Below are 26,533 nucleotides of genomic sequence, written 5' to 3'. Positions count from 1 at the left end.
GCCGCAATAAGGTCGTCGGAGGTCTGCCTTTGGCCGGAAGCGGACATCAGTAGCCGGCACCACGGTCGGCGCAGGCGAGTCGCCTGCTGCGCACCATGGAGGAACGCCGGCCCTTCGTTGCCTGATCAATGTTCAGTGAGCAGGAGAGTTCCCTGTAAGCCTGCGCCTGGTCACCAGGCTGCTTCGCTTCAGCGTCGATGGCTTCAACCGCATCGGAGCCGGCTGCAACCGAGCGGGCGGTTCCTAAAGGCCGGCCAGCTGCACCAGCGCAGCGGCAGGGCGCAGCGCTGCGCTCTGCCGTTGATACCCCTAGCGGGATTTCGCCTCCACCCGGAGCTGCACACCAAGCGCGCGCGTCACCTGCAGCACCGACTCCAAGTGCAGCGGGCGCGTGCCATTCAATTGCCTTCGCATGAAGTCGGTGCCCACGCCGCAGGCCTTGGCGACATCATCCAGCCCATCCAGTTCCGCTACCAGCAGCAAGGCCCGCGAGAACGTGGGCTCATCGCAGCCGTCCTTGCGCAGGCGCGCATCCAGGAACTCCGCACGCTGTGCGGCGCGAGCTTCTGGGCTGTTGACCGCCGTTCCAGTGAAGGCGTCTTCGCTCATGGCTCGCCCCACATTTCTGCCATCGACGATTTGACCATCTCACGCCCGCAGACGATCAGGCCTTCCACCATCTGCCCGGTGATCTGGGCTTCCGGGTGCCCTTCGGGCTTGGCCACGTGTACCGCGTGCAGGATCTCCAGGACCGATCCCAGCGCCTGCAGGGTTCGGATCGGTACGCCGACCTTACCGTGACGCTTTAGTTCGGCATGGCTGTCCGGGCCGAGCAGCGGCGCATCGCTGCCGACGTCGGGTACCAGCCGCAGGTTGACGGTGTGCTCACTGCGCGCGCGCAACTGTTCGGTCTCTTCGAGCCGATGCTCAAGCCGTTCGATGAAGTAGGGCGGGAACTCGCTGATCCGGTCGCCGATCAGGGCGTACAGGCGCTTGGCGCTGAGGGGGTAGTTGGTTTCCATCGGTCGTCCTTCGCATGGCTTGGGGCCACCTGCGCAGACGCGCAAGGTGGCGGGCGATGCGGGTTGGCATACCGGTGGTTACAAAGCAAAAATCCGGCGGATTGGGATCCCCACACATCGCCCGCCATGGAACCTACGGGCAATGCTGTGCATTCTCCGCCGTGCCCAAATGGGCAAAACAGAGCCAATCGCTTTGTTACCAAACGGGATGCCAATCCCGGCTGTTGCTCTTCGGCTTCAGCACGTCCAGCTTGCGATGGGGTGGGGGATGCGTCCATGAGGATAGTTGCGAAGTTGGCGGTTGCGACGGGGCGGTAGCCATGAGAGATCGCCCCGTCAGACATGGCGTCACGCTACTATCAAACGACAGAGAGCCCGCGCACGTAGCCAGCTCGTGCCGCCGACAGACAGACCGAGGAACCCCGCAATGGATGTGCAGGTAAGTGAGTGCAATGGCGCCGACGCCGTCACGAAGCCCGTCACAGGTGAGCTGACCTTTTCCTGGTTGTTCGAGCAGGTGCAGGGCTACGCAGCCCAGAGCATCTATCCGAAGCCCTCGCGCCTGGAAAAAGGCGGCACCTGGGTGGGCGTGGTGGCCACCGGACTGGGGCTGCTTACTGCCGCTTTGCCGGGCAGCCTGTTTCCCGCAGGCTCTCAGATACTGATTCTCATGGCGTGTCTGCTGATCGAGGTCACCGGCTTCCTGCTGTCCTTCGTGCTGATGCTCAAGAGAGAAGGTCGGCAGTACCTCAAACCTCGGCTGACCCATGCGGCCGAGATGGATGGTGATTTCGCGTACTGGGCGTATCTGGTCGATCAGCTCAGGACATTCCCGCGCCATGACCGCGAGCAGCGGCTTCGCTTTGCAAACAGCCTGCGTCACTCAATGACCGACCGGATGGGCCTGGTGTACGGCGGGCTGCAGAAGCTTGGCTTCTTCCCCGTGCTGGTCGCTCTCTACCTACAGCTTCGTGGCTGGCAATGGGGAGACTGGGCCGGTGCCTTCGACGTCAATCCGGCGGCTGCCATTCTGATCTTCGTGATGGTGCTGCTGTATGCCCTTGGCTGGGTTCTCGTAGGCATTCGTACCAGGCTCGAGACCTATGTGAATCTGCTCGAGGCGTCGCTGGCCGATCAGCCACCGAGTCACTGATCCTCAGCCACCGCACCGGCGTGTAACACCGACACAGCGTTCCACGCCCAGCCTTTCATTTCCGGACTCGCCGTAATACCCCCGGGCGTATAGTGGTCGCATCCTCACCGCAAGGATCGACGCTATGCAGAAGGGCTCGGATCTACTGGTCAAGGCGCTGGAAAACGAAGGCGTAGATCGCATTTTCGGCGTGCCGGGCGAAGAGAATCTCGACTTCCTGGAGTCACTCCGGAACTCGAAGATTGAACTCGTCCTGACCCGCCATGAGCAGGCAGCCGCCTTCATGGCCGCCACCCACGGCCGGCTCACCGGCAGGCCCGGCGTATGCCTGGCTACGTTGGGACCGGGCGCACTAAACTTCTCCACCGGCGCGGCGTATGCCCACCTGGGCGCGTGGCCAATGATCCTCGTCACCGGCCAGAAGGCGGTGATGAGTGCCAAGCAGGCGCGCTTCCAGATCGTGGATATCGTGGCGTCGATGAAACCGCTCACGAAAATGACGCGCCAGATTGTCAGCCCGGCCTCGATACCCGCCATGGTGCGTGATGCCTTCCGTGTGGCAATGGAAGAGCGGCCCGGCCCGGTCCATCTGGAGCTGCCGGAAGATATCGCCGGCGAGGAAGTCGAGGATGTTCCGGTCATCCCCATCCATGCACTGGAGCGGCCCATTGCAGCGCCCGCCGCGCTGGATCGGGCAGAAGCGGCCATCCTGGCGGCCAAGCGCCCGCTGGTGATGATCGGCGCGGCCGGAAGCCGGCCATGGCTGACCGAGGCGCTGTCCGCATTCGTGGCGCGCACGCGGCTGCCATTCTTCAACACCCAGATGGGCAAAGGCGCCGTCACCGGTGGCTCCAACCTCTATATGGGCACGGCGGCGCTGTCCGAAGGGGATTATGTCCACGAAGCGGTGGCGCGCGCCGACCTGATCATCGCCATCGGCCATGACACGATCGAAAAGCCGCCGTTCCTGATGAAGAGCAGCGGCGGGCCGAAGGTCATCCATATCAGTTTCCAGTCGGCCACGGTCGAACAGGTCTACCACCCGGATATCGAAGTGCTGGGCGACATCGGCGCTTCGGTGGATGCCCTGGCCGAGCGGCTGGAAGGCCGCCTGCCTGCCGACGAAGGCATGACCGAACTGCGGCAGAAGATCCTTGCCCGGCTCAATGATCGTGCCGACGAAGACCGTTTCCCGATCACCCCGCAACGGATCGTGCACGACGTGCGCCAGGCCGTGCCGGACGATGGCATCGTCTGCCTCGACAACGGCATGTACAAGATATGGTTTGCCCGCAACTACCGCACGCATGTGGCCAACACGCTGCTGCTGGACAATGCGCTGGCCACCATGGGCGCCGGGCTGCCGTCGGCGATGATGGCCGCGATGCTGTACCCGCAGCGGCGGGTCCTGGCGGTGTGCGGCGATGGCGGGTTCATGATGAACTCGCAGGAGCTGGAAACCGCGGTGCGGCTGGGACTGAACCTGGTCGTGGTGATCCTCAACGACAGTGCCTACGGCATGATCCGCTGGAAGCAGGCCGTGGACGGTTTCGAGGATTTCGGCATGCGCTTCGGCAATCCCGATTTCGTCAAGTACGCTGAGGCCTACGGCGCGAAGGGTAGCCGGGTGAGCGCCGTGGAGGAGCTGGTGCCGATGATCGAGGCCGCCTTCGCCGGCGGTGGCGTCCACGTGCTGGACGTGCCCATCGACTATTCCGAAAACACCCGCGTGCTGGTCGATGAACTGCGCAACCGCACGCCGGATGTGGGCTGCGCCTGAGCCTGCCCTGACCCTATAAAAGGAGCCCAACATGCTGACCGTCGTACAGGCCTTCGACCGCGCGCCCATCACGGAAATCGGATTCGACACCGCCACAGCGCTGGAACAGAAGCTAAGCGCCGCCGAGCGGGTGTTCAAGGACCGCGACGGCTGGCTGCCGCCGCACGAGCGCATCGCGATCCTGCGCAGGCTGGCCGCCTTGATGGATGCCAAGCGTGAGCACCTTGCGCTGCAGATCGCACGCGAGGGCGGCAAGCCATTGCCGGATGCCATCATCGAGACCACCCGTGCCATCGACGGCGTCCACAACGCCGCCGATGAACTACGCAACTTTGGCGGCCGCGAGATCCCGATGGGCCTTTCAGCGGCGGCGGTAGGGCGCTGGGCGTTCACCACCCGCGAGCCCATCGGCATCGTGGCGGCGATCTCCGCGTTCAACCACCCGCTCAACCTGATCGTGCACCAGGTCGCTCCGGCCATCGCCGTCGGTTGCCCGGTCATCATCAAACCGGCGTCGGCAACGCCGCTGTCGTGCCTGGATTTCGTGGCGATGGTGCATGAAGCCGGGCTGCCCGAGCCGTGGTGCCAGAGCTTCATGCCCGAAGGCAACGACCTGGCCGAGGCGCTGGCCACCGACAAGCGCGTTGCCTTCCTGAGCTTCATCGGATCGGCGAGGGTAGGGTGGTCGCTGCACAGCAAGCTGGCACACGGCGCCCGTTCGGCACTGGAACACGGCGGGGTTGCGCCGGCCATCGTCGACCGCAACGCGGACCTGTCCAGGATCATCGAACCCATCGTCAAGGGTGGCTATTACCATGCCGGCCAGGTATGCGTTTCCACCCAGCGCATCTTCGTCCAGAACGATATTGCCGATGACTTCACCGAGGCGCTGGTTGCCCGTGTGGAACGACTGCGCACCGGCGACCCGACCCTGAAAGATACCGACGTGGGTCCACTGATCCAGCCCCGCGAGGCGGACCGCGTAGCCGAATGGATAGACGAAGCGGTGAAAGGCGGAGCTAAGCTCGCCACGGGCGGCAAGCGGCTATCGGAGACGACGCTGCAGCCGACCGTGCTGCTGGATCCGGCCAGCGACGCACGGGTGACCACGCAGGAAGTCTTCGGGCCGGTGGTGGCGGTGTATCGCTACGCCGATCTGGACGAAGCAATCAGCCGGGCCAACTCGCTGCCCACCGCCTTCCAGGCCAGTATTTTTACCCAGGACATCGATATCGCGCTGCGTGGGGCGAACCGGCTGGATGCTTCGGCGGTGATGATCAACGACGCCACTGCATTCCGTACGGACTGGATGCCGTTTGCCGGCAGGCGCGAGTCCGGGTATGGCACCGGCGGCATTCCGTACACCATGCGCGACATGTCGCAGGAGAAAATGATCCTGATGCACAGAAGCTGAGCGGGCAGGGCCACAACGAGCGGGCGGCTTGGACTGCTTGCTCTGAAAGCGCGTTGCCGCGTGGCGGCCATCGCGCCGGCTGCCTTAGGGAACGCCCCTGTTATTTTTGCCTCTTTTCTGCCAGATCGGTCGTGAGATAAATCAACAGACCCCAACTCAAGGCAGCCGTAGATGTCTGGAACTCCCGACTTTGACAAGTTCCTTGCTGGCCAGAAGACCGATCGAACTAAGCACGGAAATTTGACCGAGCGCAAGACGCAGTGGCTGCTGAAGATCGACGCACTCTATGGTCAGGTCACAGACATCCTGCGTCCGTACATCGACAATGGAAGCATGGATGTAAAAAGGTCCATGGCAGAGGTCAGGGAAGATCTTCTGGGCGTTTATCCAGCGCCGAGTCTCACCATCGACCTCGGCGGCAGCAGCGTTAGTTTCATGCCGGTTGGGACTTTATTGCTGGGCTCACCCGGTCGCGTGGATCTTGTAGGGGTTCGTGGCAGCGTTCGATTCGTACTCGTACTCCCTGAGTTTGATCGGCCGATATTTACCGTGGAGACGGCCTTCGGCGACCGCCCTCGCGAGAAGAAACAGGGGCCGCTGGATCTGACTCCATATATATGGAAAATTTCGACTCTGCCGCCGAGAATTCGCTATACGGCCATAGAAACGAGCAGCTTGCAGTCAGCGATCATGGAGGCCGCCAATGGCCGCGCTCCTCATCGCTAATCAGGACGTTCCCACCTATGGGCAAGTCATTAGTCATCATGCCATGGCGCGAGAAGCCATCGGACTGTTTTTTTCAAATTTGAACCAAGAGTACGCGGACCTTCCAATCGCCGAGGTCGAGAGCCGAAGGATACGGGCTGTCAAGACACAGGAGCTCCGCGACATGATGGCGCCCCTGGCCTTTCTGGAGGCGTGCTTCAAACTCGATTACGCGAGCAGAAAGCGGTTGAAACTAAAGGACCGCCTTTCCAAGACGTTGATCAAGCTCTTCAATCAGAAGAAAAACAAAGCCCGATTAATGGAAGATATAATCAAGAGTTGGCAACAAGAAGGCTTTTTGTCCCACCAAGAGTACGACCGGATCAACAGCGCGTTCAAACTTCGGCACTGGATCGCCCACGGGCAATATTGGTCGCCCGATAGGATCAGAGCACACGACTTTATTGAGGTCGCTGAGTTCATAGAAGGCTTGATCAATTCGCGCGCCTTTGAGAGCGGTGGAATCGATTTGGTGGGAGATTGACCAGAGGTGTGCAGCAGCAGGCGCAGCATTGTCCCCGTGCGACGACGCAGGCGGCAATTCACACAGCATTAGTGCACGTGCCTCAGGAGAAAATGATCCTGATGCACAGAAGCTGAGCGGGCAGGGCACGCCTTCACGCTGCCTCGACCTCCCCCGGCATCAACTGAACGTCGGTCATGGCTCTGGCGAAAACGCCGCTATAGTCCGAACACCCCAGACGACGGAGACAGTGAAATGTTCCTTACCAAACAGCATCTGACGACCGCACGTACGCTCGGTGTCGCACTCATCGCCGGCGTCAGCCTCAGCGCCTGCGCTACCTACAAAGACGATTTCGCACGCATCGATTCGCGCCTCGACCAGCTCGACGTCAAGGTGCAGGGCGCAGCCCAGAGCGCCGAATCGGCGAACCAGTCCGCGACCCAAGCCAACCAGCGCCTTGACCAGATCGAAGGCCGCGTGCAGCAGCTCGAACAGGCGCCCCGCCGCAAGCCGCGCGGTTGATCGCCTTGCTCACCTCACGGTGAATGGTTGAACCAGGGACCGGTGGCCCTCGCAGGCCACCGGCTTCCTTAGGGCATTAGAAGATGACTCGAAAGAACAGTCCCATCCGCAACAACGCCTCTTCCCGATTCCGCCCCCTGTGTGGCGCGCTGGTCATCGCCCTGGCCTTCGCCAGCGTCGGCACGGTGAGTGCGAAGAACTCCGCAGCCCAGTCGGTAACCGCGGTTGATGAGCTTCCGGCAGGGCAGACGGTGTCCGATACCGTGATCGAACTGGCAGGCTGGGTTGTTGCTTCCAAGGACAGCCAAGGCTACCCGTTCGCGGTCATGGACAAGGCTGCTGCACAGGTGCTGGTGTTCGACGGCGAAGGCAAGCTCCGCGGCGCAGCCCCGGCACTGTTCGGCTCTGCGAAAGGTGATCACACCGCCCCCGGCGTTGCAGGCCTGGCGCTTCGCGAGATTCCAGGCCGGGACCGCACTACGCCCGCCGGTCGCTTCATAGGCGGCTACGGTCCGTCGATCGATGCCGGACGCGTGCTGTGGGTGGATTATGATTCCGGCGTTGCGTTGCATCCCATCGCCACGGGCGTGCCGGCGGAAAAGCGTGCTGAGCGGCTTGCTTCGGCTTCGCCGGATGACAACCGGGTCACGCATGGCTGCATCAACATCTCGCCTACGTTCTATGAGCAGATTGTCCGTACTACGTTCGAACGTGGCGGAGTGTTCTACGTGCTCCCGGACAAGGCCTCGATAGCGGAGACGTTCCCTGAGTTCGCGGAAAGTCGCGGTGCTGCGAAAGACGAAGGCGCGAAGAGCGAGCGCTCTGCACGCAAGTAAGGGGCAGGGCGGTCGGCAAGCCTTCAGCCTCAGCCTGCTGCTGCCCTCAAACGGTCGCACGTTTCCTTTGCGCGCTGCATGCCCATGCCTTCCGGCGAGGCCGGATCGGGGTCACCAAGGGTGAACACTTCCATGCGGGCATCATGTGCAGCACGCACCTTGGGTGCGGCCAGAACTGCGGCCGACAGTTGCGGCAGTGCAACCTCGTCGCGCTGGGCAAGGAAGGCCTTGAGCTCGGCGGCAGTGTAGGACTGGATGAGCACCTGATCGAATGCCGCTTGACCGGCCGGGTCCTGGATGCCGTCCGCCAGGCGCTTTACACCCGCTGACAGAAAGCCGGCCATGGCGGTCTGGATTGCCTGCCTGCAGGCAGGGGGATCTTCCGGCGACGAAATACCTTCACCGCTGCCAAAGGCGCGCAGGAAGTCCTGGCCTTCGTCGAGGACCTGCCGTGTCACGATTTGTGTGTTGACCTCATGGGCGAGTTGAAGCGGCGTGGCGGCAAACAAGGGCACGCTGATCACGGCCAGCATCGCCGCGCCGGTCCAGCGCACCATATGGCCCCAACGCGCTGCGACGAACGGCCTCGCAGCAGCAATCTGATCTACTTCTTTCATGTGCACCAAGCGTCTCGCGATGAGGCGCGCAAGGATAGCGCATCAGCTGAAGGGCCACTGAGACCAAGCCCGGGCTCAGCCGCTGCGCGACAGCTCGCGCGCGAGGAACGGTGCCGTCCTGCTTGCCTTGCCGCGAGCCACCTGCTGCGGCGTTCCCTTCGCCACGATGGTGCCGCCCGCCGCACCTGCGCCAGGCCCCACGTCAATCACCCAGTCGGCCTGCGCGACTGCGCGCATGTCATGCTCGATCATCACCACCGTGTTGCCCGCATCAACCAACCGCTGCAGCTGAAGCATCAGCCTGTCCGCGTCCGATGCATGCAGGCCGGTAGTGGGCTCATCGAGCACATAGAGCGTGCGACCGCGCTGGCCGCGCTGCAGCTCGGTTGCCAGCTTGATGCGTTGCGCCTCACCGCCTGAAAGCTCCGTCGCCGGCTGGCCCAGCCGCAGATAGCCCAAGCCGATATCCCGAAGCACCTGCAGCGGGCGGGCAATCGCATCCTCCTCGCCGAAGAACGCGTGCGCCTGATCGACCGTCAACTGCAGGACTTCGGCAATGTTGCGGCCATTCCACAGCACCTTCAGCGTAGCCTCGTTGTAGCGCGCGCCGTGGCATGCAGGGCAGGGCGCATAGACGCTCGGCATGAACAGCAGCTCGACGCTGACGAACCCTTCGCCCTCGCAGGTCGGGCATCTGCCCTTGGCCACGTTGAACGAGAAGCGGCCCGCATCGAAGCGGCGTCGGCGTGCGTCAGGGGTGCTGGCGAACAGCTTGCGCACATGGTCGAACAGCCCGGTGTAGGTGGCCAAGTTGGACCGCGGCGTGCGACCGATGGGCTTCTGGTCCACCTGGACGACCCGCTGGATGGCAACCACATCGCCGGCCAGCCGGCCGCGCGTTGCTTCGATTACGGTTGGACCATCGGTGGGCGCGACATCGGCGCCATCGTCCGGCGGCTCGTGGCCCAGATGCAGCAGTACCAGCTCCGGCAGTGCCTGGGCCATCAGGCTGGACTTGCCCGACCCTGAAATGCCGGTTACGGCCGTCAGCAATCCCAGCGGCAGCTGCGCATCCACGCCCTGCAGGTTGTGGCGGTGGACACCCTTCAGTTCCAACCAGCTTTCGGCGTTGCGCGTGCGGCTCGCAGGCGCAGGCACCTGGTCGAAAAGATACTGGGCGGTGCGCGAATCCTGCACCTGGCGCAGGCCATCGGGCTTGCCACTGTAGAGGACGCGCCCGCCGTGCTCGCCCGCCTGCGGGCCGACGTCCACCAGCCACTGCGCGCGGCGCATCAGCTCCAGATCGTGTTCGACGACGAAAACCGAGTTTCCCCCGTCGCGCAGCTGGCCAAGCGCATCGTACAGCGCCTCGCTGTCGGCAGGGTGCAGGCCAGCCGATGGCTCATCCAGTACGTACAGCACGCCGAAAAGCAGCGAGCTCAGCTGGGTACCCAATCGCAGGCGCTGCAGTTCGCCGGCCGAAAGCGTGGGTGTCGCGCGATCCAGGGACAGGTACCCCACGCCGAGCGAACGCAGCTGCGACACACGCGCCATGATGCCGCCAGCGAGCCGCTGGGCCGCCATGCGCTTTTCCTCCGACAGGGCCGAGGTCAGGCGTACGTCCGGGGCGGCGGCGTGGGCGGCGCGCCCGCTTGCCACCCGCTGGGCGCGGTCGCGGCGTGTCGCGCTGCTGCTGCGTGAGCCCCGGCTGTGTGCGCTGAAATCACCTTGCGCCACAGGCTCCAGCAGCTCCGCCAGTTGATCCAATGGCAGCCGCATGAACTCGCCGATGTCCACGCCAGCGAAAGTGACCGACAGCGCTTCCGGTTTCAGGCGCTTGCCCTGACAGGCAGGGCACAGCTTGCCTTCCATGTAGCGGGAAACCCGCTTGCGCATCAGCGCACTCTGGGTCGTGGCAAAGGTGTGCAGTACATAGCGGCGGGCGCCGGTGAAGGTCCCCATGTAGCTGGGTTCAAGCTTGCGCTTCAGCGCGGCGCGGGTTTCGGCCGGAGTGAAGCCTGCATAGACCGGCACGCTCGGCGCGTCCTCGGTGAACAGGATCCACTCCCTGTCCTTCTTCGGCAGCTTCTTCCACGGCACGTCGATGTCGTAGCCCAGCGTGACCAGGATGTCGCGCAGGTTCTGGCCGTGCCATGCCGGCGGCCAGGAGGCGATGGCACGTTCGCGGATGGTCAGCGACGGGTCCGGAACCATCAGCGCTTCGGTTACCTCGTAGACATGCCCAAGGCCATGGCAGGTGCTGCAGGCGCCCTGCGGGGTATTGGGTGAGAAGTCCTCGGCGTAGAGCATGGGCTGGCCGGGCGGGTAGGCCCCTGCACGCGAGTACATCATCCGCACCAGGCTGGACAGCGTGGTCACACTGCCTACCGATGAACGTGCATTGCTGGCCCCGCGTTGCTGCTGCAGCGCTACCGCCGGCGGCAGCCCGTCGATGGCATCCACATCGGGCACGCCCGCCTGGTCGATCAGGCGCCGTGCGTAGGGCGCTACGGACTCGAAGTAGCGCCGCTGGGCCTCAGCGAAGACAGTGCCGAAGGCCAGTGATGACTTTCCCGAACCCGATACCCCCGAGAACACGACCAGTGCATTGCGCGGAATGGAGACATCGACATTCTTGAGGTTATGCTCGCGCGCGCCGCGGACTTCGATGCAACCGCTGGCTACGGCAGCGGAGGATGACGGATCGATCGGCGGGTGGGGCATGGCGGCGGTCCTGCGGGCAGTGAGCGGCACGCCTGACGGCGCGCCCGATGGCTCATTCTCGCTGCTGTGGGGTGAACGTATTGAGGGCTTGCCGGCAATCGCTACGCCGGGCCGCGGCAACGCGGGAACTGGCTGCAACCGTGGAACTGCTCGCCGGTTCGGCGATTGGTCCTTTGGACCAGCGGGCTTCCGCACTTTCTACAGGCAGCTGCCTTGGGGATGGGGCAACGTGCGGGCTCAAGCTGCGGTTCGACACGATTCGCAGCTGGCTTCTGCACTGCCCGGATCATGCCGAGCAACGCCTCGCCACTAATCAGCTCGATGGGCTTTCCCGCGGCGAAGGCTTCGGCATCACGGGTGAACGTGCCGATGCAAACAATCTTGACCGCATCAGCGCAGTGGTGCGCCAGCAGCCCTGCCATCTCGCGAACCACGCTTACCCCAATCTGCCGTGACCGCCACTGCTTGCATTGGACGAGGACCTTCTGACCTTGCTTGCGCAGGATCAGATCGATACCCCCATCCGGGCCGCCCAATCCGGTTTCTTCCACCGTATAGCCGTGGCGTCGGAATGCTTCACCCACCAACTGCTCGAATTGCGCCCAACTGCCGGCGGCAAGGCTATCCAGCGAATCCCTGGTATCCAGCAGGCGTCGGCGGCGACGGGAGCCCAGGCAGGAGGCCAACGCAGCCGCCCAGCACAACCCCAGAAGCAACCATGCCAACGGCGCCAAGATGTTCGCCAGTTGTGCGCCGAGCCCGACTGCCAGTGGACCGTTCTGCCTGGTCAGCCACCAGGGGACGACCTGTTGGATCGCAATGAAGCCGACGACGCCTGCGACGATGCCTACTGGCCAAGGCAGCTCGGCCAGTACCTCGAACCCGCTCTTATTCCCTCTACGCGCCATGCAGGAGCCTCCGTGCCAAGCGTCACGATAGCGGCTGGAAAGACGGTTGTCAGGAGGAGGCGGGCGAGACTTTCGTGTTGGCTTCTGCAGTCTTTGTAGGAGCACGCTGCACTGCCGGCACGATGCCAAGCGCAGGCAGCAGCAGGCAATCAATGGCTTGAGTCAGGAACTGCAGCTCGAACGGCTTGCGCTGGATCAGGGCGCGATACGCCGCCATCGACGGTACCAGCTGCGAGGCGACATCGATATTGGCGTCGGCACGGACTTCACCGCGGGCAAGCGCACGTTGCATGAGCCGCAGATTGGCATTCACCCACGGATCGACGATAGCGGCGTTTCCCGCTTCTGCTAGTTCGGGGTGCTGGGAAAGCACAGAGGCCAATCCGGCCATCACCCGCATCTTCTGCTCACCCTCGCGCGCACTGGCAGGCTTGAACAGGCCCAGCAGATCACCACGCAACGTTCCGGTATCGGGCAGGGCATCGAGGTCCACCTGGGTGCGCTTGAGGTGTGCGACGGCATCGATGACCAGGTGCGCTTTGGACTTCCAGCGGCGGTAGGCAGCCGCCTTCCCGGCCTTGGCCCGCAGCGCCACCATGTCCATGGTCATCCGCTCGTAGCCCACCTCGGCAATGACCGCGATCGCAGCTTCCAGGATCGCGGTATCCACTGCCGGGTCACGCCTGCGCCCGCGCGGGAGGGCTTCTACGACCGGGCCAATTTGAACCGGGGTGCCGGCTGATGGCGCGCCTTTCTTGTTCATCACCTTGCCTCCCGAAGTCGGGTAACGATACCGGCACATTACGGAACTTGCACGTTCCGTATGTCTGTGGCCTGATGAGGGCATTCGAGACAGCGCCGAGCGTCGGCCTGCGCCCCCGCCAGGCAGGCCGGGCACCCGATCAGGCAAGGGCATAGGACTTCAGAATGTTCCACATCATTTTTTCGCTGCCAGCGCTGTATGTCATCGCCCGGTTCCTGTGGCCTTTGCCGCTGGCGTTGCCGATAAAGCTTGCGCTTGCGTTGTTCATCCTCATCGGCTCGCAATACCACCTGGTCTGCCGGCTGTCCTCGGGCAGTGTCTTCTCGCCCGAGATGCCGCGCAGCCTTGTCATTGCGTTCAATTGGGTCTTCATCTCGATCCTGATGCTGTTCTTCATGCAGCTGCTGATCGATCTGGTGCGAATCGGTGTGAGGCTCGCAGCGGGAATCACCTTCGTGGTGCCGGTCGCGGTGTCCTGCAGCCTGGGGCTGGTGATTCTGGCAATCGCGGCGCTGGGGGTGCGGAACGCGATTGCCGTGCCCGCCATTCGGAACGTCGAGATCGTGGTCAGGGACCTGCCGGAAGAGTTTTCCGGCTATCGCATCCTGCAGCTCACCGACCTGCATATCAGCCGCCTGTTTGACCAACACTGGACGCAGGCGGTGGTCAGCGATGCCAATGCGATCGGCGCCGACCTGATCGTGGTCACCGGTGATCTCATCGATGGGTCGCTGACGGATCGCAAGCGCGACGTCAGTCCAATGCAGCAACTGCACGCCCCCGACGGGATCTATTTCATCACCGGCAACCATGAGTTCTTCTTCGAACACGCAAGCTGGCTCAGCGAGGTCCAGACGCTGGGCATGACGGCGCTGGAGAACCGGCATTTCGTGCTGCGGCGAGGGGAGGGCGCGCTTGTCCTGGCCGGCGTCACCGACCTGTCAGCGCAGGAAACCGGGTTCCCCGGGCCCGATGTAGGCAAGGCCCTGGAAGGCGCACCCGCCGGTGCGCCGGTCGTGTTGCTCGATCATCAGCCCAAGCTGGCGCGCGATGCGGCGGGCTTGGGCGTAGCGGTGCAGCTTTCCGGACATACGCATGGGGGCTTGGCACCTGGCGTGGATCGTCTGTTCGCACTCGCCAACGGAGGCTATGTTTCCGGGCATTACGACGTCGGCGGTATGCAGCTCTACGTCAACAACGGAACAGCGCTTTGGCCCGGGTTCGCCTTTCGGCTGGGACGGCCGCCGGAGCTCACGTGCATCACGCTGAAGAGAGCCCCTCGGACGATCTAGGCCAACAGAATCGCCAGCTTCGCAGGCGCTTACGCAGACGCTACGAGCATGGCACGCAAGCGAGACCTCTGCCTGTCCAGCATCTCGATCTGCTTGTCTAGAATCGCCAGCCTCTTGCGCTGTGTTTCGCTGGTCTCTGGGCACGCCAGGGCCCCTTCGATCAACAGCATGCATTCCGGGAAGCTACGGATCTCCTCCAAACTGAAGCCTGCCGCAATAAGGCGCTGTATCTGCTTCACCTGGTTGACCGCCACCGTTTGAAACGCGCGATAGCCATTTCCTGATCGGGAAGATGCCAACATCCCATGCTGATCGTAGTGGCGGATCGAACGCACGCTGACGCCGCTAGCCTCGGCCAGCTCACCAATCTTCATCAGGTCATTGCTGGGTTGCGTGGACATCGAGAAATCCTGGAAACGTCCACTTGACTCTAACACTAGTGTCAGCGTTTAGCCTCTGCATTCCGCTCTATGAGGTTCGTTGACCATGGTCTTTTCCCCAGTCTCAGCCATTCGATACGCCTGGCTCTATTGCATCGTTCTGTTGCTGGCACCACTGCTTGCGCACGGCACAAACCGGGCTTACACGGTTGAGTCACTGGACGGAGTCAAAATCGCCGTTCAGGAAGCGGGGAATCCCCAGGGGCAGGCCATCATCTTCGTCCACGGGTTTGCTGGGTAGTCACCTCAGCTGGGAAAAACAGCTCAACAGTCCTGAGTTGCAGCGCTATCGGTTGATTACCTTTGATCTGCGCGGACACGGCCTGTCCGACAAGCCAGTGGAGCTGGACGCTTACCGCGAGGGCCGTCACTGGGCAGATGACCTCGCGGCTGTCATCAAGGAGTCCGGAGCACATGAGCCGGTGCTGGTAGGGTGGTCTCTTGGGGCAGCTGTCACCACCAATTACCTGGCAGCGTTTGGCGACGGACAGATTGCAGGCGCGGTGTATGTAGGCGGGGTCATCGAGCTCAAGCCGGAACAACTCGTCGCTCAACCCGCCGCTTACAGCGGCATGGCGTCATCGGACCTGCGATCGCATCTTGAAGGCGAGAAGGAATTCGTCGCGCTGTGTTTCAACACGGCGCCTGACGACGCAACGTTCCAGCGCACGGTCGCCGCTGCGGCGATGGCATCAAGTGAGATGCAGAGCGCCGTCCACGGCATGTCAATCGATGCTGCCAAAGGACTTGGTTCGATGCATAAGCCACTCCTGCTCATCTACGGTGGGCAGGATGCGCTTGTTCAGCCAAGCGCCTCCGCAGCGCGGGCCAAGGCACTTTATCCCCGAACCGCAGTTGAACTGTATGAAACGTCAGGCCATTCGCCCTTCTTCGAGGAGTCCACACGCTTCAACCGGGATCTCTCTGCATTTGTGGATGCAGCGACCGGGCACTAAGCGAGGTCGCTACCGACCCGGATGCGCTCGGACCCAACACGGCAATGGGGACTGCAGGCTCACGCAGGTTCAATGCTTGCCTTGGTCGTATCGCGTGCACGCGGCTTCAAGCTCACCGCCGTTCTTCAAGGCCCAGCTGCACAGCGCTTCAAAGGGCTGCTTCAGGGAGTGACCAAGAGGGGTGATCGCATACTCAACGCCAATTGGGGCGGTTGGCAGTACGGTCCGCGTTACCAGGCCATTCCGCTCGAGGCGCTTAAGGATGATCTGAATAGATCACCCGCACCGCTGGATTCATGAGCTGAGCGACGTTCGCGCCTTGCCTGAGCAGCGAATTTTGTTGAAAACGGGGTTTTGAAGGTGCCGTTGGGCACCTCCAGGCGGATTTATCCCTGGGCCGGCAGAAATTGCCGACGGGTCATCCACAGATTGGACAATGCAAACAGCGTCAGCACCTGTGCGCTGTTCTTGGCCAGACCCCGATAGCGCACCTTGGTGTAGCCAAACTGGCGCTTGATGACCCGGAAGGGGTGCTCCACCTTCGCTCGCATGCTGGCTTTGCAGCTCTCCCAGCGCTCGTACTGCCGACGCTCGCGCGCGTTCTTGATCGCCTTCACCTTGCCTCGTTTCCTGGCGATGAAGAACGTCGGCTTGGAGTCCTGAAGCTCTGGCCGACAATCCGCTCCGGTATAGCCACTATCTCCCAGCACGCAGTCCTCCTTGCCGTGCAGAAGTTCGTGCGTGACCGTGACATCGCCCACATTCGCAGCGGTGCATGCCACATGGTGTACAAGGCCGGAAAACTCATCCACGCCGATGTGCGCCTTCATGCCGAAGTACCACTGATTGCCCTTCCTGGTCTGGTGCATCTGCGGATCACGCGCCTTGTCAGCGTTCTTGGTGGAGCTCGGTGCATGAATGATCGTGGCATCCACGATCGTGCCCGCACGCAGACTCAGGCCTTGGCGCTGCAGGTGTGCGTTGACCGCCTCCAGCATCTTGCCGCCCAGCCCGTGGGTCTCCAGCAACCGACGGAAGTTGAGGATCGTGGTCTCATCGGGGATGCGGTCCAGGCTGTTGATGCCAGCAAATCGGCGCATCACCGCTGTGTCGTACAGTGCTTCCTCCATCGACGGGTCGCTCAGCGCGTACCACTGCTGCAGGAAGTGGATGCGCAGCATGGTCGTCAGCGCGTAGGGCTGACGGCCGCGGCGGCCTGTCAGCGGGTAGTGCGGCTCGATCAGCGCCAGCAGTCGCTTCCAGGGGACCACCTGATCCATCTCGTTGAGGAACAGCTCGCGGCGTGTCTTCTTGCGCTGGCCCAGGCCTTCGGCATCACCGAATGTCAGTTGCATGGGGGGGCCTTCAACGTGTGTCTGATGGACCTCAAGCTTGCCAGCCAGCGGCCGGCACTACCATCGGATTTGGTGCAGATTTGTTCAGATCTTCCTTAAGCGCATCTGCGAGAGACTTGTGGGTGATTCCGTCCAATCGGCGCTTGATCTCGTTGAAGCGGGACGGTTTTGGGCAGATCACGGTAAGAATCATGATCGTCCATTTGTCCGCGATCTTCTCCAGCATCGGTCGAACCTGCGCCATGTCGGAGAGGACTTTCGCAGAGCTTTCAGCCGAACAGGTATGAGCACGTATATCTAGGTTAGTCATGGTGCGTTCTTGATACTTGATTTACAGCGTATATCTTAGCAGCACTCTTGGTTTTTACAGGTGCTCACGAATGAAGAAGATGGAAGGGAAAGTTGCCCTGGTCGTCGGCGGTGCAAGGGGCATTGGCTTGGCAGTGGCTGCTCGGATCGCTGCGGAGGGCGCAACGGTGTTCATGACCGGGCGAGACCGCAAGCAGGTGGAGGAGGGCGTCGCAGCAATAGGCCCAGGTGGCCGTGGCATCTTCGCCGATGCAAGCGTCCGTGAAGACATCGATCGGATAATGAGTGAGATTGGCAGCCAGTTCACTCGCCTCGACGCCCTCGTACTGAATGCAGGCCTGAGTGAGCCGGCATCGCTTGCCGAAGTGACCGAAGAACACTTTGACCGACACTTTTCGGTGAACGTGCGCGCCCAGATCTTTGGCCTGCAGAAAGCCCTCGGCCTGCTTCAAGAGGGCGCAGCGGTGGTGCTGATGGGCTCGGTAGCGAGCTCACTCGGCATCCCGAACTACGGAACGTACGCCGCAACGAAAGCGGCCCTTCGCTCGTATGCCCGCACATGGGCGGCAGAATTGGCCCCCCGTGGCATCCGCATCAACGTGGTGGCGCCAGGGCCTACAGATACGGAGATGATGGCGCGAGTCCCTGATGAGGTGCGCAGATCAATCATCGCCCCCATTCTTCTCGGCCGAATGGCCAGGCCCGACGAAGTCGCCTCTGCGACGTTGTTCCTTCTCAGCGACGAGTCGAGCTTCATAACAGGTGTGGAATTGTGCGTGGATGGAGGCATGGGCCAGATATAGGGACTAAACGGGTTAGCCAGCACCGTGCGAAGCCACCTTATCCAGCGTGGGATGCAGCGCCTTGGCGCGGTGTGCCCGGTCCCAAGCCGCTCGGTCGGTATGGCTCGCCCGGTAGTGGTCGATGCCTCCGTTGCGCCCGATCTCCCGGCTGATCCTGGAGGGAGCGCGGCTCAGCATCGATGCGACTCAGCGCCATTTCGTCGGCGATCCGGATGTTTCATCGGCGGCTGCTGTGGCTTGGTCGCAAACGCGTTGCCACGCCCCCCGCGCGGATGGCAACTTGCAGCGGCGATCACGTCGACCTGGAGCCCCGCATGGCCCCCGTTACCCTGTATTCGCCCGATCCGGCCCGCGGCTGGCTGCCCTGGGCCTGGCTGACGCCGATCATGATGATCCTGTTCAACGCGGTACCGGTGATCGCGCTGGACGGGTGGATGCAGTCGCAGCATTGGTCGACGCCGAGCGGCGATCCGATCGGCCTCGCTGGCTTGCATGCGCTGCTATGGATCGGCTTCGCGCCGACGCTGGTGGCCGTGCTCGCCTGGGTACGCTTCGTCGAACAGCGCTCGCTGGCGAGTATCGGGCTGACCGGTCCGGCGCCCCTGAAAACCTTCCTGCGCGGACTGGCCGTTGGATTCGGCACGATCGCGCTGGTCGTAGTCGCGATCTGGATGGCTGGCGGCATGCAGGCGGCGGGCGTGGGGGAGGCCTGGCGGTCGCCCGTCAGTCTGCTGCATATCGGTCTGCTGCTATTGAGTTTCATGTTCCAGGCGAGCGTGGAGGAAGTCATCTTCCGCGGCTGGATGCTGTCGGCGGTGGCGCGCAAGACCAATGTCGCGGTGGCAGTGCTGCTGGTTTCGCTCGTTTTCTGCTTCCTGCATTTCAGTCCGCACCAGCCGCCCCGGGTCATGCTCAGCACGTTCCTGTTCTCGCTGTTCGCCTGCGCCTGGGCGCTGCGGACCGGCAATATCTGGGGCGTGATGGGCTGGCACACGGGGTGGAACTGGTTGCTCGCGACCGGCTTCGAACTGCCCGTCACCGGCATGGATGCGCACTTGCCGGCGCTGCTGGTGGCGCTGCGCCCGCAAGGCCTCGACACCCTGACCGGTGGCGCGCAAGGACCGGAAGGCAGTTATCTGTGCAGCGTCTTCCTCGTCATCGCGATCGCGTGGATCCAGTGGCGAAAGACGCGCGATGCTCAGAACTTCTCGCCGACCCGCGGGTAACGCCACTGCCCGGGCCGCTCGCCCCGTCCGGCGCGGCGCCCCCGAAACGAAGGTTGCTGCGAAGCTGCAGACGGATGCGGATTGCCCATATGTCCAGGAGCTTGAGCGGCGCCTTCTGGCCGATCAGTCACCTGGCAATTGATACTGTTCGCAATGATGGATCGGGTGCTCCAGGTCGACAGACCTGAAAGCACGCATGGCGCTGGGATCAATGACACGTAGTGGATCCGCGCCCAGCCATCGCACCATCTGCATGAACTGCCCGTGGCAGAACACAACGACCATTCTGGAGCCAAGGCCCCTCACCAGTTGCAGCGCACCCTTCGTGCGTTCGACAAACTCTCTGAAGGTCTCTGCTTCAGGTCCATCACGGAAATCCGGGGCACTTGCCTTCCAATACTCAGCTACCCAGGACCGACGTTCCGCAGCGGTGGTGCCGGCGCACTTGGCAGGACACAGGTAAGTGAACTCCTGCACCGGCGCCGTCATGACCTTCAAGTTGAACTTGGACGCCAGAGGCTGGGCAGTCTGCATTGCACGTAGATAGGGAGAGCTCAGAATCCGGCTCGGCCGGCGTGGCCACGCCCTTGCGAACGCGGCTGCTTGTTGGATACCTGCTTCGGTCAGGGCAATGCTGTCAGGGCTTTCTGTTGACTGGCCTGCATTGGCAGCGCTTTGTGCGTGTCGTACGAAGATGATCATCGTTTATGTGCTGTGTCAGCACGGTTGGTCAGGTACGTCCCGCCAGCCACCCTCTATGCGCTTCAGCCGATGTCCTGAGATGCAACGTTCGCCAGGCCTCAAGGGCAGGGGGGCATACTGTTCCGCTGGTGCACTGAGCCTCACACTGCGCGGCATTACAGCTTCGAGATCACGCGCTTCCGCCATTTCCTGTCTGTCAAATGTCGGCTCATGCCGTTCGCGTTCCATACGACCCCCTCTGCGTGTCCCGGCTCGCATTGTAGGAGGTGTAGGGGCGTCGGCCCTACGGTCAACGCTTCACCCGTGCTGTGGTGGCTAGGGCCGGTTGCGTATGCACCCAAATGTTGCGTCAACAACCTTAGCGCAATGTCATAACATTACATGGTAGGCTTCCATCCCTTCCCTCAGGGCGAGCCCACGTGTCCGTCAACGCTCCCATCATCGACATCAACGGACTGTCCGTTTCCTTCCCCTCGAAGACCGTGCTCTCTGGGCTTGCGCTCCAGGTACACGCGGGCAGCATCTACGCGTTGCTGGGCGGCAACGGTGCGGGCAAGTCGACGACGCTGTCGGTGCTTCTGGGGTTTACCCGGCCCACATCCGGCACCGTGCACGTTGCCGGCATCACCCCGTGGGAAGCGCCGGAGCGTGCACGTTCGCAGCTGGCGTACCTGCCGGAAAACGTTGCGCTCTATGAACACCTGAGCGCGGTGGAAAACGCGGACTACCTGCTTTCCCTGAGCGGGTTGCGGCAACCGTCCGAGGCCATCTGCGAGGCACTGCGCGCCGCCGGCCTGCAGGAAGCGGCGTGGAATCAACGCCTGGCCGGGTTCTCCAAGGGCATGCGGCAGAAGGTTGCCATTGCCATCGCCTTGATGCGCAAGGTACCCGTACTGTTGCTGGACGAGCCCACCTCCGGGCTGGACCCGGGCGCGAGTGCCGATTTCCACGCGCTGCTGGAGCCGGTGCGCGCGCGCGGCACCGCCGTGCTGATGGTGACCCACGACCTGCTGGGCGCTGCGGAAGTGGCTGACCGGATCGGGGTGCTCGATCACGGCCGCATCGTCCATGAGGTGGAACGCCAGGACTTCGACCTCAATGCATTGCACGCCCACTTCACTGGCCGGGAGCGCCAGGCATGAGGGGGGCGTTGTCGGTGATGAAGAACGAGCTGCGCGGGCTGGTGCGGCAACGCACGGCGCTGGCGGGCATCGTGTTGATGACGCTGCTGACGATCACTGCGACGGTGGTCTCGCTCCACCACATGCAGGCCGCCGCAGAGCACCGGGCCCGCCAACAGGCCGCCGCACAGGACGCTTTCGATGCCCAGCCCGATCGCCACCCGCATCGCGTAGTGCACTACGGGCATTTCGTCTACCGGCTGCCGGCCGCGCTGGCAGCGTTCGATCCCGGGGTGGATCCGTTCACCGGCAGCAGCATGTTTCTGGAGGGCCACCGGCAGAACACCGCCAACTTCGGCGACGTGATGCAGAACTCCATCCTGACCCGATTCGGCCAGCTCACGCCAGCTTTCGCGCTGCAGATCCTGGCGCCGCTGATGCTGGTGTTCCTCGGGCATGCCACGCTCGCCCAAGAGCGGCAGAGCGGCACCTTGAGGCAGCTCATGCTGCAGGGGGCCAGCGGCCGCAGCATCCTGGGTGGGAAGCTCGCCGCGCTGCTCGTGATTTCTGCGCTGTTCCTGCTACCGGCCTTCTTGGGCCTGGCAGCGCTCGCATGGGGCAGCCCCGGAACCCTGCCTGTGGCGCTCACCGTCATGCTGGGTTACACCCTCTACCTTGCCGCCTGGTGCGTGCTGATCACCGTCGTGTCGTCGATGATGAGCCAGCGCCGGGACGCGCTGCTGGCCCTGATCGGCGGCTGGGCGGTGATGGCGCTGCTGGTGCCGCGTATTGCGCCGGATCTGGCCTACGCGGCGTTTCCGCTGCCGGACCGCCTGCACAACGAGGTGAGCCTCGCGCGTGATCTGCGCGCACTGGGTGATAGCCACGATGCCAACGACCCGTACTTCGCGGCCTTCCGGCAGCGCGTGCTGGACCAGTATGGCGTCACCCGTATCGAGGATCTGCCGGTGAACTACAAGGGCCTGCTGGCCGTGGAGGGCGAGCGGCTGAGCTCATCGCTGTTCAACCGCTATGCGGCCGACGCCGCCGCGATCCAACACCGGCAGAACCGCTTGGTGGCCGGCTTTGCGGTACTCAGCCCGGTGCTGGCGATCCGGCAGCTGTCCATGGCGGCGGCAGCAACCGACCTGCGCGCACACCTGGGCTTCCTGGACCAGGCCGAGCAGCACCGTTACCAGCTCGTCCAGCAGCTCAACCAGATGCAGGCCGATGAAGTGTCGTACGCCGATGACACCGCCAAGGATGCAGGCGCCGACCAGCGCAAGCGGGTGGACAGCTCCCAATGGGAGAAAATTCCACACTTTGAATTCCGTTCGCAGGGCACCTCCACCGTGCTTGCATCGCTGCTGGCGCCGCTGCTGGTGCTGGCGGGCTGGTTGACTGCGGCGCTGCTGCTGCTCGGCGTCATGTCGCGCCGCCTGGGAGTGATTCGATGAAGCCGTGGTACTACGATCTGAAGCTGCTGCTGCGCTCCAAGGTAGCGGCAGGCTCAATGGTCCTGCTGCTGGTGCTGACCACCGCAAGTCTGCTTTCCGGTGTGCAGCGCATCGACAGCCAGCGCGAGGCGATTGCACGCATCGGCGCGCTGCATGCGGAGGACACGGCGGCCGTCGTGTCAGCCCATGGTGATTCGGTTGACGCAGGCACTGCCGCGTACTATAGCTTCCAGCCGACTTGGAACCCACCGTCGCCGCTGGCGTTTGCGGCGGTGGGCATGCGCGATGTGGCACCCATCATGCTGCGCGTGCGTGCGTTGGGGCTGGAAGCCCAGATCCACGATGGCGATACCTTCAATCCGGAACTGGCGCTGGCGGGCCGCTTTGATTTCTCGTTTCTGCTGACCTTCCTGCTGCCGTTGTTCGTCATTGCACTGCTGCATGATCTGCGCTCCTCCGAGACAGAATCCGGCCGGGAACGCATGCTGCGCAGCCTGCCATTCCGGACCCGCTGGCTCTACCTGCGGCGCTCGATAATGCGCGGGCTGGCGCTGTGGTTGTGCGTGGGCGTTCCTTTTGTGGTCGTGGCCATCAGCCAAGGCGTGCCGGCGGGCCAGATCCTGGCGGTGCTGGCACTGGCTGCCGCCTGCCTGCTGTTCTGGGTGGTGCTGTGCCTGTTGATCTCCCGTCGCGCCTGGAATTCCGGGGTCAATGCGGCGGCGCTCGCCTCATGCTGGGTGGTGCTTGCCTTGGTCGCCCCGGCACTGGCCAATGTGGGGATCGAGCGGGCGATTCCGGTAGAGCAGGGGGCCACCATCGCGCGGGCGCAGCGCGAGGCGGTGAACGGCGCCTGGGATATTCCCCGCGACCGGACCATGCAGCAGTTCTATGCCAGCCATCCGCAATGGCGTGATTCGGCGCCGCTTGGCGATGCGTTCCACTACAAGTGGTACCTGGCCTTCCATCAGAACGGCGATGACCAGGTTGCGCCCTTGGTGGCCGCGTACCGAGATGGCATCGAACGCCGCAACGCCGCCGCCGCGGCAGTGGGTTGGGTACTGCCTTCGGTAGGCCTGCAGGTCGCGCTGACCCGCATGGCAGGGACGGACATGCAGGCCCATCTGGCATACCAGGACCGCATTCGTCGCTATCACGAAAGGCTGCGGCAGTTCTTCTACGGTTACCTGTTCACTGACAAGCCGTTCGTGAAGAGCGACTATGATCGGGTACCCCCGTTCGAACCTGGGGAGTGAAGCCACTCCGGGCGTTTGGCGGCTGCTCGCAGGGATTGGCCACTTGCTTGAGGCGGTGCGCAGTGGACAGCAGGGCAACTCGATGGCGCACGGTGCCCATGGTCCACGCACCGACCTTGTGGCACCACAATTCTAGTCCCCAGATCGAGAGAATTTGCAGGAACTTTAACCGCGTAAGCCCCAGATCTAACGCAGACTTAGGGCTGGATGGCTGCACTCTGCGATCCAGAGGGATGCATTTGGACGCGGCGCTCCCAGGCGATCAAAGGGCGGAACTTTGTTCAACCAGACAACTAGCACCCAGAAATTTCTGCGATGGATTGCGGCGGCCCAAGAATGTCTACCTCGTGAACCATAACCTCCGCCTCAACGGCGCAGAATTGTCTGCCCCCGAACACTTGTAAGTAGATCCGGAGGGAAGCAAGAGCCGATCCAAAGGTTGATCCAATGCCACCCAGAGCCCACAAACGCAGCCCTACGACGCCTACATGATTGCGCATAATGTATATTATGTTCGTGGCTCGCATGGCTGTCTCATCGGATGAGACAGACTCCGCCGCCCCGTTGCACCGCAGGCAGTATGCGTGATCGCAAGCTGACCGGCCCCTGGGCCGGTTTTGCCTTTAAGGATGGCCGGCTGGTCACCCCTAAAGGCCGCATCTGATGGACTTCAGGCTTGCCGGCCAGCGGCCGGCACTACCATCGGGCGCCGCCCTACTCAAACGACTCTTCGCTGACCACGCGGGCATTGAACGACTGCAATGGCCGGGCGTTGTGCGGATAGACGCTGCGCAACGCATCAAGCTGCTGCTGGGAGATTGTCTGCGGCGTGAGTTCGATGTTCCAGAGCACGCCCTCGGTGCACGGCGGCGTGGTCAGCGAGCCAACGTAGCGCAAGCCGGTCGGGTTATGCGGCAGCAGCGAAGCCAGCTGCATCGGCTGCTGCAGCTCCACCTTCATACCCGGCGATGCCAGCTCAACCGGCAAGCGTTCGAACAGTTCGGCCAGCGCTACGTTCGGTGCCCCCACGTCGAAGAACACTGCCACAACTGCGGTCTTCCCGTCATCGCGGGCGTGCACCATGTGCAGCTCCATTGCGTGCGGCTTTCCATCAACGAAGTGCTCGCTGGGCGTGTGCACGTGGAACTGCATGAGTGCGTAGTGCTCGCCATCGATGTCTACCCCGCCCTGCTGCTTCTGCAAGGGCGATGCCTGCAGGGTGTGGCCGTTGTTGAACACGGAAAAATATTGTTCAGAATAATTGGCATGAAGGGCATGCGGCTGGCCATGCGAGGCACTCCCCGGGCGCAGGTCGATCGGCGATTGCAGGGTTCCCGCGCAGGCCGGCGCCAGCTCGGCCCAGTCGCCAGGCGTGACGATCTTTTCGTAGCCCCAGTGTGGCGCATGCTCGTCCGCGCTGGCGTGCATCGATAGACTGGCGGCAGCCAATAGGCTTCCGGTAATAACGCGGAACAGGACGGTACACATCGGGATGTATTAACCTTTGCTGGAGGATAAGGTGCGCTACCGGTGGGCGAGCATGCGAGGGTGGGCAGAACCCGACCGCATTGGCTGGCTCTCTCGGCCGTCATCGCCTAGGGGGCGCGTGGCCAGATGGTGGGCTGTTGCGTCACCTCGCTCCATAGGACGCGACTTAGTTCATCCAGTACCCGTACCGATGCCGGACGACGGAGCGCCGGAACCCGCACCCCGTCAGCGCACAAGTCCCAGCACACTGACGCCGATGTGAGCCGTTTTTGCCCACCACCGGCACCGCTGCGGAAGTCAGTCCTCGGGAGGCTCAAAGCCAGCCGGTGAGCGCGTGCGTGCCGGACTACAGCTGCGGCCGTTCGTCCTCGCTCCCCCGCGCCGAAGCGCAATAGGGAGTACCCGTTCATTGCGGCGGCTCCGTCGCTGCAGTTGCGGCCGCTGGAAGCGGACTGTGGCAAGACCTCGGGACAGGTGGCGGATCGAACCGCTCGCACTGCTGACCTCCCCACCCCGCCCATCGGACCGATCTGATTTGGCGCCATGGGGCTCGCCACTCAAGGCGCGGCTGAGGGCAGATTCAGGCGCGGCACGCAGGTCGACGCATTTAGGCCGGGTCCGATGGGATGGGGGGTGACGGACATCGAAGATGACTCCACTCCGGAGAACCCTTCTGGAAGCAAGGCCCCCTCTCTCACCCCTGCGCAGGCCGAACCCGCGCACTTTTGGGAACTTCCCTGATGAATACTATTTACAAGTTGATCTTCAACGTATCGACCGGCACCTGGGCGGTAGCCTCGGAGCTGACCGCCTCGCGCGGCAAGAAGAGCCGTACCCGCCTGGCTTCGGCCATGGCCGTTGCCATGGCTCTGCCGGCCGGCGCCGCGATGGCTGCCGATTCTCCGGCGTCGCTGCAGTGTGCGATCAACGAGAGCATTTCGGCCGATGGCCTGCGTTGTGAAGCGAACACCCTGATGGCGCCGATGTCGGGTGGTGTTGGGGTCATGGCGATCAATGACACTTACATGGCACATGGCGTCCGCTATACTCCCGGCTCGTCGGTTGAAGGTCCTGCCAGCGCAGGCTCGGGCTCCGTATCAATTGGGCGCGCTGCGTCGGCCGGGGTGACGGCTGTGGTATTTGGTGAGAATGCAACTGCAC

At 63.1% G+C, this 26,533-nt stretch carries 27 protein-coding genes and 1 pseudogene; 14 read left to right on the top strand and 14 right to left on the bottom strand.

The genetic code is table 11. From position 1 onward, the window contains the following. Positions 1-309: 309 nt before the first annotated feature. A complete protein-coding gene (locus tag QE373_RS08665) occupies positions 310-609 on the bottom strand; it encodes a hypothetical protein (RefSeq protein ID WP_309685520.1) in 300 nt (99 codons plus the stop codon). Continuing rightward, positions 606-1,022, bottom strand: a complete 417-nt coding sequence (locus QE373_RS08660; protein ID WP_057507189.1) for a hypothetical protein — start codon at positions 1,020-1,022, stop codon at positions 606-608. Before QE373_RS08660 ends, QE373_RS08665 begins: the two co-directional genes overlap by 4 nt. 427 nt (positions 1,023-1,449) lie before the next feature. Here QE373_RS08660 and QE373_RS08655 point away from each other — a divergent pair, with 427 nt between their 5' ends. The 7 genes from QE373_RS08655 to QE373_RS08625 all read left to right on the top strand — a co-directional run bounded on the left by QE373_RS08655 (position 1,450) and on the right by QE373_RS08625 (position 7,958). Then, positions 1,450-2,175 (top strand): hypothetical protein, encoded by a 726-nt coding sequence (locus QE373_RS08655; RefSeq protein WP_309685518.1) that lies wholly within the window; start codon positions 1,450-1,452, stop codon positions 2,173-2,175. A 124-nt stretch (positions 2,176-2,299) separates the two neighbouring features. Further along, positions 2,300-3,955, top strand: a complete 1,656-nt coding sequence (locus QE373_RS08650; RefSeq protein ID WP_309685516.1) for an acetolactate synthase large subunit — start codon at positions 2,300-2,302, stop codon at positions 3,953-3,955. Between the two features lie 31 nt (positions 3,956-3,986). Continuing rightward, on the top strand, positions 3,987-5,369 hold the full coding sequence (locus QE373_RS08645) for an aldehyde dehydrogenase family protein (RefSeq protein ID WP_309685514.1): 1,383 nt from the start codon (positions 3,987-3,989) through the stop codon (positions 5,367-5,369). A gap of 171 nt (positions 5,370-5,540) precedes the next feature. Beyond that, on the top strand, positions 5,541-6,095 hold the full coding sequence (locus QE373_RS08640) for a hypothetical protein (RefSeq protein ID WP_309685512.1): 555 nt from the start codon (positions 5,541-5,543) through the stop codon (positions 6,093-6,095). Further along, a complete protein-coding gene (locus QE373_RS08635; RefSeq protein ID WP_309685510.1) occupies positions 6,073-6,618 on the top strand; it encodes a hypothetical protein in 546 nt (181 codons plus the stop codon). The genes QE373_RS08640 and QE373_RS08635 overlap by 23 nt, the downstream gene beginning before the upstream one ends. A 234-nt stretch (positions 6,619-6,852) precedes the next feature. Continuing rightward, positions 6,853-7,122, top strand: coding sequence for a hypothetical protein (locus QE373_RS08630; protein ID WP_057507193.1), 270 nt, complete (start codon positions 6,853-6,855; stop codon positions 7,120-7,122). A 155-nt stretch (positions 7,123-7,277) separates the two neighbouring features. Then, positions 7,278-7,958 carry a L,D-transpeptidase gene (locus QE373_RS08625; protein ID WP_309689668.1) on the top strand — a complete coding sequence of 227 codons (681 nt, stop codon included), beginning with the start codon at positions 7,278-7,280 and terminating at the stop codon, positions 7,956-7,958. A 29-nt stretch (positions 7,959-7,987) separates the two neighbouring features. Here QE373_RS08625 and QE373_RS08620 read toward each other — a convergent pair whose 3' ends face one another. The 4 genes from QE373_RS08620 to QE373_RS08605 all read right to left on the bottom strand — a co-directional run bounded on the left by QE373_RS08620 (position 7,988) and on the right by QE373_RS08605 (position 12,970). Beyond that, positions 7,988-8,575, bottom strand: coding sequence for a hypothetical protein (locus QE373_RS08620; protein WP_309685508.1), 588 nt, complete (start codon positions 8,573-8,575; stop codon positions 7,988-7,990). Between the two features lie 75 nt (positions 8,576-8,650). Continuing rightward, positions 8,651-11,299 carry an excinuclease ABC subunit UvrA gene (locus tag QE373_RS08615; protein WP_309685506.1) on the bottom strand — a complete coding sequence of 883 codons (2,649 nt, stop codon included), beginning with the start codon at positions 11,297-11,299 and terminating at the stop codon, positions 8,651-8,653. A gap of 101 nt (positions 11,300-11,400) precedes the next feature. Beyond that, positions 11,401-12,207, bottom strand: a complete 807-nt coding sequence (locus tag QE373_RS08610; protein ID WP_309685504.1) for a restriction endonuclease — start codon at positions 12,205-12,207, stop codon at positions 11,401-11,403. A gap of 49 nt (positions 12,208-12,256) precedes the next feature. Beyond that, on the bottom strand, positions 12,257-12,970 hold the full coding sequence (locus QE373_RS08605) for a TetR/AcrR family transcriptional regulator (protein WP_309685502.1): 714 nt from the start codon (positions 12,968-12,970) through the stop codon (positions 12,257-12,259). Positions 12,971-13,134: 164 nt separating this feature from the next. Between QE373_RS08605 and QE373_RS08600 the strand changes: the two genes are divergently transcribed. Beyond that, positions 13,135-14,262 (top strand): metallophosphoesterase, encoded by a 1,128-nt coding sequence (locus tag QE373_RS08600; RefSeq protein ID WP_309685500.1) that lies wholly within the window; start codon positions 13,135-13,137, stop codon positions 14,260-14,262. Between the two features lie 29 nt (positions 14,263-14,291). On the opposite strand, the gene QE373_RS08595 is transcribed toward QE373_RS08600, so the two are convergent. Continuing rightward, positions 14,292-14,663, bottom strand: a complete 372-nt coding sequence (locus QE373_RS08595; RefSeq protein WP_309685497.1) for a MerR family transcriptional regulator — start codon at positions 14,661-14,663, stop codon at positions 14,292-14,294. Between the two features lie 269 nt (positions 14,664-14,932). Between QE373_RS08595 and QE373_RS08590 the strand changes: the two genes are divergently transcribed. After that, a complete protein-coding gene (locus QE373_RS08590) occupies positions 14,933-15,658 on the top strand; it encodes an alpha/beta hydrolase (RefSeq protein ID WP_309685495.1) in 726 nt (241 codons plus the stop codon). Between the two features lie 69 nt (positions 15,659-15,727). Here QE373_RS08590 and QE373_RS08585 read toward each other — a convergent pair whose 3' ends face one another. The 3 genes from QE373_RS08585 to QE373_RS08575 form a co-directional block, all read right to left on the bottom strand. Then, positions 15,728-15,922 (bottom strand): helix-turn-helix domain-containing protein, encoded by a 195-nt coding sequence (locus QE373_RS08585; RefSeq protein WP_309689665.1) that lies wholly within the window; start codon positions 15,920-15,922, stop codon positions 15,728-15,730. Between the two features lie 122 nt (positions 15,923-16,044). After that, entirely contained in the window at positions 16,045-17,013 is a 969-nt protein-coding gene (locus QE373_RS08580) for an IS5 family transposase (RefSeq protein WP_309685493.1), read from the bottom strand. Between the two features lie 31 nt (positions 17,014-17,044). After that, positions 17,045-17,239, bottom strand: coding sequence for a winged helix-turn-helix transcriptional regulator (locus QE373_RS08575; protein ID WP_309685491.1), 195 nt, complete (start codon positions 17,237-17,239; stop codon positions 17,045-17,047). Between the two features lie 154 nt (positions 17,240-17,393). Here QE373_RS08575 and QE373_RS08570 point away from each other — a divergent pair, with 154 nt between their 5' ends. Then, positions 17,394-18,125 (top strand): SDR family oxidoreductase, encoded by a 732-nt coding sequence (locus QE373_RS08570; protein ID WP_309685489.1) that lies wholly within the window; start codon positions 17,394-17,396, stop codon positions 18,123-18,125. 60 nt (positions 18,126-18,185) lie between these two features. Here the strand turns inward: QE373_RS08570 and QE373_RS08565 are convergent. Next, positions 18,186-18,317: pseudogene (locus QE373_RS08565) on the bottom strand (IS30 family transposase); the annotation flags it as partial. Positions 18,318-18,439: 122 nt separating this feature from the next. Here QE373_RS08565 and QE373_RS08560 point away from each other — a divergent pair. Continuing rightward, positions 18,440-19,351, top strand: a complete 912-nt coding sequence (locus tag QE373_RS08560) for a type II CAAX endopeptidase family protein (RefSeq protein ID WP_309685486.1) — start codon at positions 18,440-18,442, stop codon at positions 19,349-19,351. Positions 19,352-19,474: 123 nt separating this feature from the next. Here the strand turns inward: QE373_RS08560 and QE373_RS08555 are convergent, their stop codons facing one another. Further along, positions 19,475-20,053, bottom strand: a complete 579-nt coding sequence (locus tag QE373_RS08555) for a histidine phosphatase family protein (RefSeq protein ID WP_309685484.1) — start codon at positions 20,051-20,053, stop codon at positions 19,475-19,477. Between the two features lie 419 nt (positions 20,054-20,472). Between QE373_RS08555 and QE373_RS08550 the strand changes: the two genes are divergently transcribed. Genes QE373_RS08550 through QE373_RS08540 form a run of 3 tightly spaced genes read left to right on the top strand, consistent with a single transcriptional unit; the run spans position 20,473 to position 23,884 of the window. Continuing rightward, complete coding sequence (locus tag QE373_RS08550; protein ID WP_309685481.1) at positions 20,473-21,195, top strand: ABC transporter ATP-binding protein; 723 nt, start codon at positions 20,473-20,475, stop codon at positions 21,193-21,195. Beyond that, on the top strand, positions 21,192-22,631 hold the full coding sequence (locus tag QE373_RS08545; protein WP_309685479.1) for a DUF3526 domain-containing protein: 1,440 nt from the start codon (positions 21,192-21,194) through the stop codon (positions 22,629-22,631). Before QE373_RS08550 ends, QE373_RS08545 begins: the two co-directional genes overlap by 4 nt. Continuing rightward, entirely contained in the window at positions 22,628-23,884 is a 1,257-nt protein-coding gene (locus QE373_RS08540) for a DUF3526 domain-containing protein (protein WP_309685477.1), read from the top strand. The genes QE373_RS08545 and QE373_RS08540 overlap by 4 nt, the downstream gene beginning before the upstream one ends. 714 nt (positions 23,885-24,598) lie before the next feature. Here the strand turns inward: QE373_RS08540 and QE373_RS08535 are convergent. Further along, complete coding sequence (locus QE373_RS08535; protein WP_309685476.1) at positions 24,599-25,372, bottom strand: carbonic anhydrase family protein; 774 nt, start codon at positions 25,370-25,372, stop codon at positions 24,599-24,601. A 751-nt stretch (positions 25,373-26,123) separates the two neighbouring features. Then, on the bottom strand, positions 26,124-26,393 hold the full coding sequence (locus QE373_RS08530; RefSeq protein ID WP_309685474.1) for a hypothetical protein: 270 nt from the start codon (positions 26,391-26,393) through the stop codon (positions 26,124-26,126). Positions 26,394-26,533: the final 140 nt, after the last annotated feature.

The organism is Stenotrophomonas sp. SORGH_AS_0321 (genome assembly GCF_031453215.1).
GTDB classification, from domain to species: domain Bacteria; phylum Pseudomonadota; class Gammaproteobacteria; order Xanthomonadales; family Xanthomonadaceae; genus Stenotrophomonas; species Stenotrophomonas chelatiphaga.
This window is presented reverse-complemented; position numbering and strand designations above follow the sequence as displayed.

Excerpts from the sequence above, each read along its gene's own strand:
- QE373_RS08665 (WP_309685520.1), bottom strand. The coding sequence starts at position 609 with ATGAGCGAAGACGCCTTCACTGGAACGGCGGTCAACAGCCCAGAAGCT.
- QE373_RS08660 (WP_057507189.1), bottom strand. The coding sequence starts at position 1,022 with ATGGAAACCAACTACCCCCTCAGCGCCAAGCGCCTGTACGCCCTGATC.
- QE373_RS08655 (WP_309685518.1), top strand. The coding sequence starts at position 1,450 with ATGGATGTGCAGGTAAGTGAGTGCAATGGCGCCGACGCCGTCACGAAG.
- QE373_RS08650 (WP_309685516.1), top strand. The coding sequence starts at position 2,300 with ATGCAGAAGGGCTCGGATCTACTGGTCAAGGCGCTGGAAAACGAAGGC.
- QE373_RS08645 (WP_309685514.1), top strand. The coding sequence starts at position 3,987 with ATGCTGACCGTCGTACAGGCCTTCGACCGCGCGCCCATCACGGAAATC.
- QE373_RS08640 (WP_309685512.1), top strand. The coding sequence starts at position 5,541 with ATGTCTGGAACTCCCGACTTTGACAAGTTCCTTGCTGGCCAGAAGACC.
- QE373_RS08635 (WP_309685510.1), top strand. The coding sequence starts at position 6,073 with ATGGCCGCGCTCCTCATCGCTAATCAGGACGTTCCCACCTATGGGCAA.
- QE373_RS08630 (WP_057507193.1), top strand. The coding sequence starts at position 6,853 with ATGTTCCTTACCAAACAGCATCTGACGACCGCACGTACGCTCGGTGTC.
- QE373_RS08620 (WP_309685508.1), bottom strand. The coding sequence starts at position 8,575 with ATGAAAGAAGTAGATCAGATTGCTGCTGCGAGGCCGTTCGTCGCAGCG.
- QE373_RS08615 (WP_309685506.1), bottom strand. The coding sequence starts at position 11,299 with ATGCCCCACCCGCCGATCGATCCGTCATCCTCCGCTGCCGTAGCCAGC.
- QE373_RS08610 (WP_309685504.1), bottom strand. The coding sequence starts at position 12,207 with ATGGCGCGTAGAGGGAATAAGAGCGGGTTCGAGGTACTGGCCGAGCTG.
- QE373_RS08605 (WP_309685502.1), bottom strand. The coding sequence starts at position 12,970 with ATGAACAAGAAAGGCGCGCCATCAGCCGGCACCCCGGTTCAAATTGGC.
- QE373_RS08600 (WP_309685500.1), top strand. The coding sequence starts at position 13,135 with ATGTTCCACATCATTTTTTCGCTGCCAGCGCTGTATGTCATCGCCCGG.
- QE373_RS08595 (WP_309685497.1), bottom strand. The coding sequence starts at position 14,663 with ATGTCCACGCAACCCAGCAATGACCTGATGAAGATTGGTGAGCTGGCC.
- QE373_RS08580 (WP_309685493.1), bottom strand. The coding sequence starts at position 17,013 with ATGCAACTGACATTCGGTGATGCCGAAGGCCTGGGCCAGCGCAAGAAG.
- QE373_RS08575 (WP_309685491.1), bottom strand. The coding sequence starts at position 17,239 with ATGCTGGAGAAGATCGCGGACAAATGGACGATCATGATTCTTACCGTG.
- QE373_RS08570 (WP_309685489.1), top strand. The coding sequence starts at position 17,394 with ATGAAGAAGATGGAAGGGAAAGTTGCCCTGGTCGTCGGCGGTGCAAGG.
- QE373_RS08560 (WP_309685486.1), top strand. The coding sequence starts at position 18,440 with ATGGCCCCCGTTACCCTGTATTCGCCCGATCCGGCCCGCGGCTGGCTG.
- QE373_RS08555 (WP_309685484.1), bottom strand. The coding sequence starts at position 20,053 with ATGATCATCTTCGTACGACACGCACAAAGCGCTGCCAATGCAGGCCAG.
- QE373_RS08545 (WP_309685479.1), top strand. The coding sequence starts at position 21,192 with ATGAGGGGGGCGTTGTCGGTGATGAAGAACGAGCTGCGCGGGCTGGTG.
- QE373_RS08540 (WP_309685477.1), top strand. The coding sequence starts at position 22,628 with ATGAAGCCGTGGTACTACGATCTGAAGCTGCTGCTGCGCTCCAAGGTA.
- QE373_RS08535 (WP_309685476.1), bottom strand. The coding sequence starts at position 25,372 with ATGTGTACCGTCCTGTTCCGCGTTATTACCGGAAGCCTATTGGCTGCC.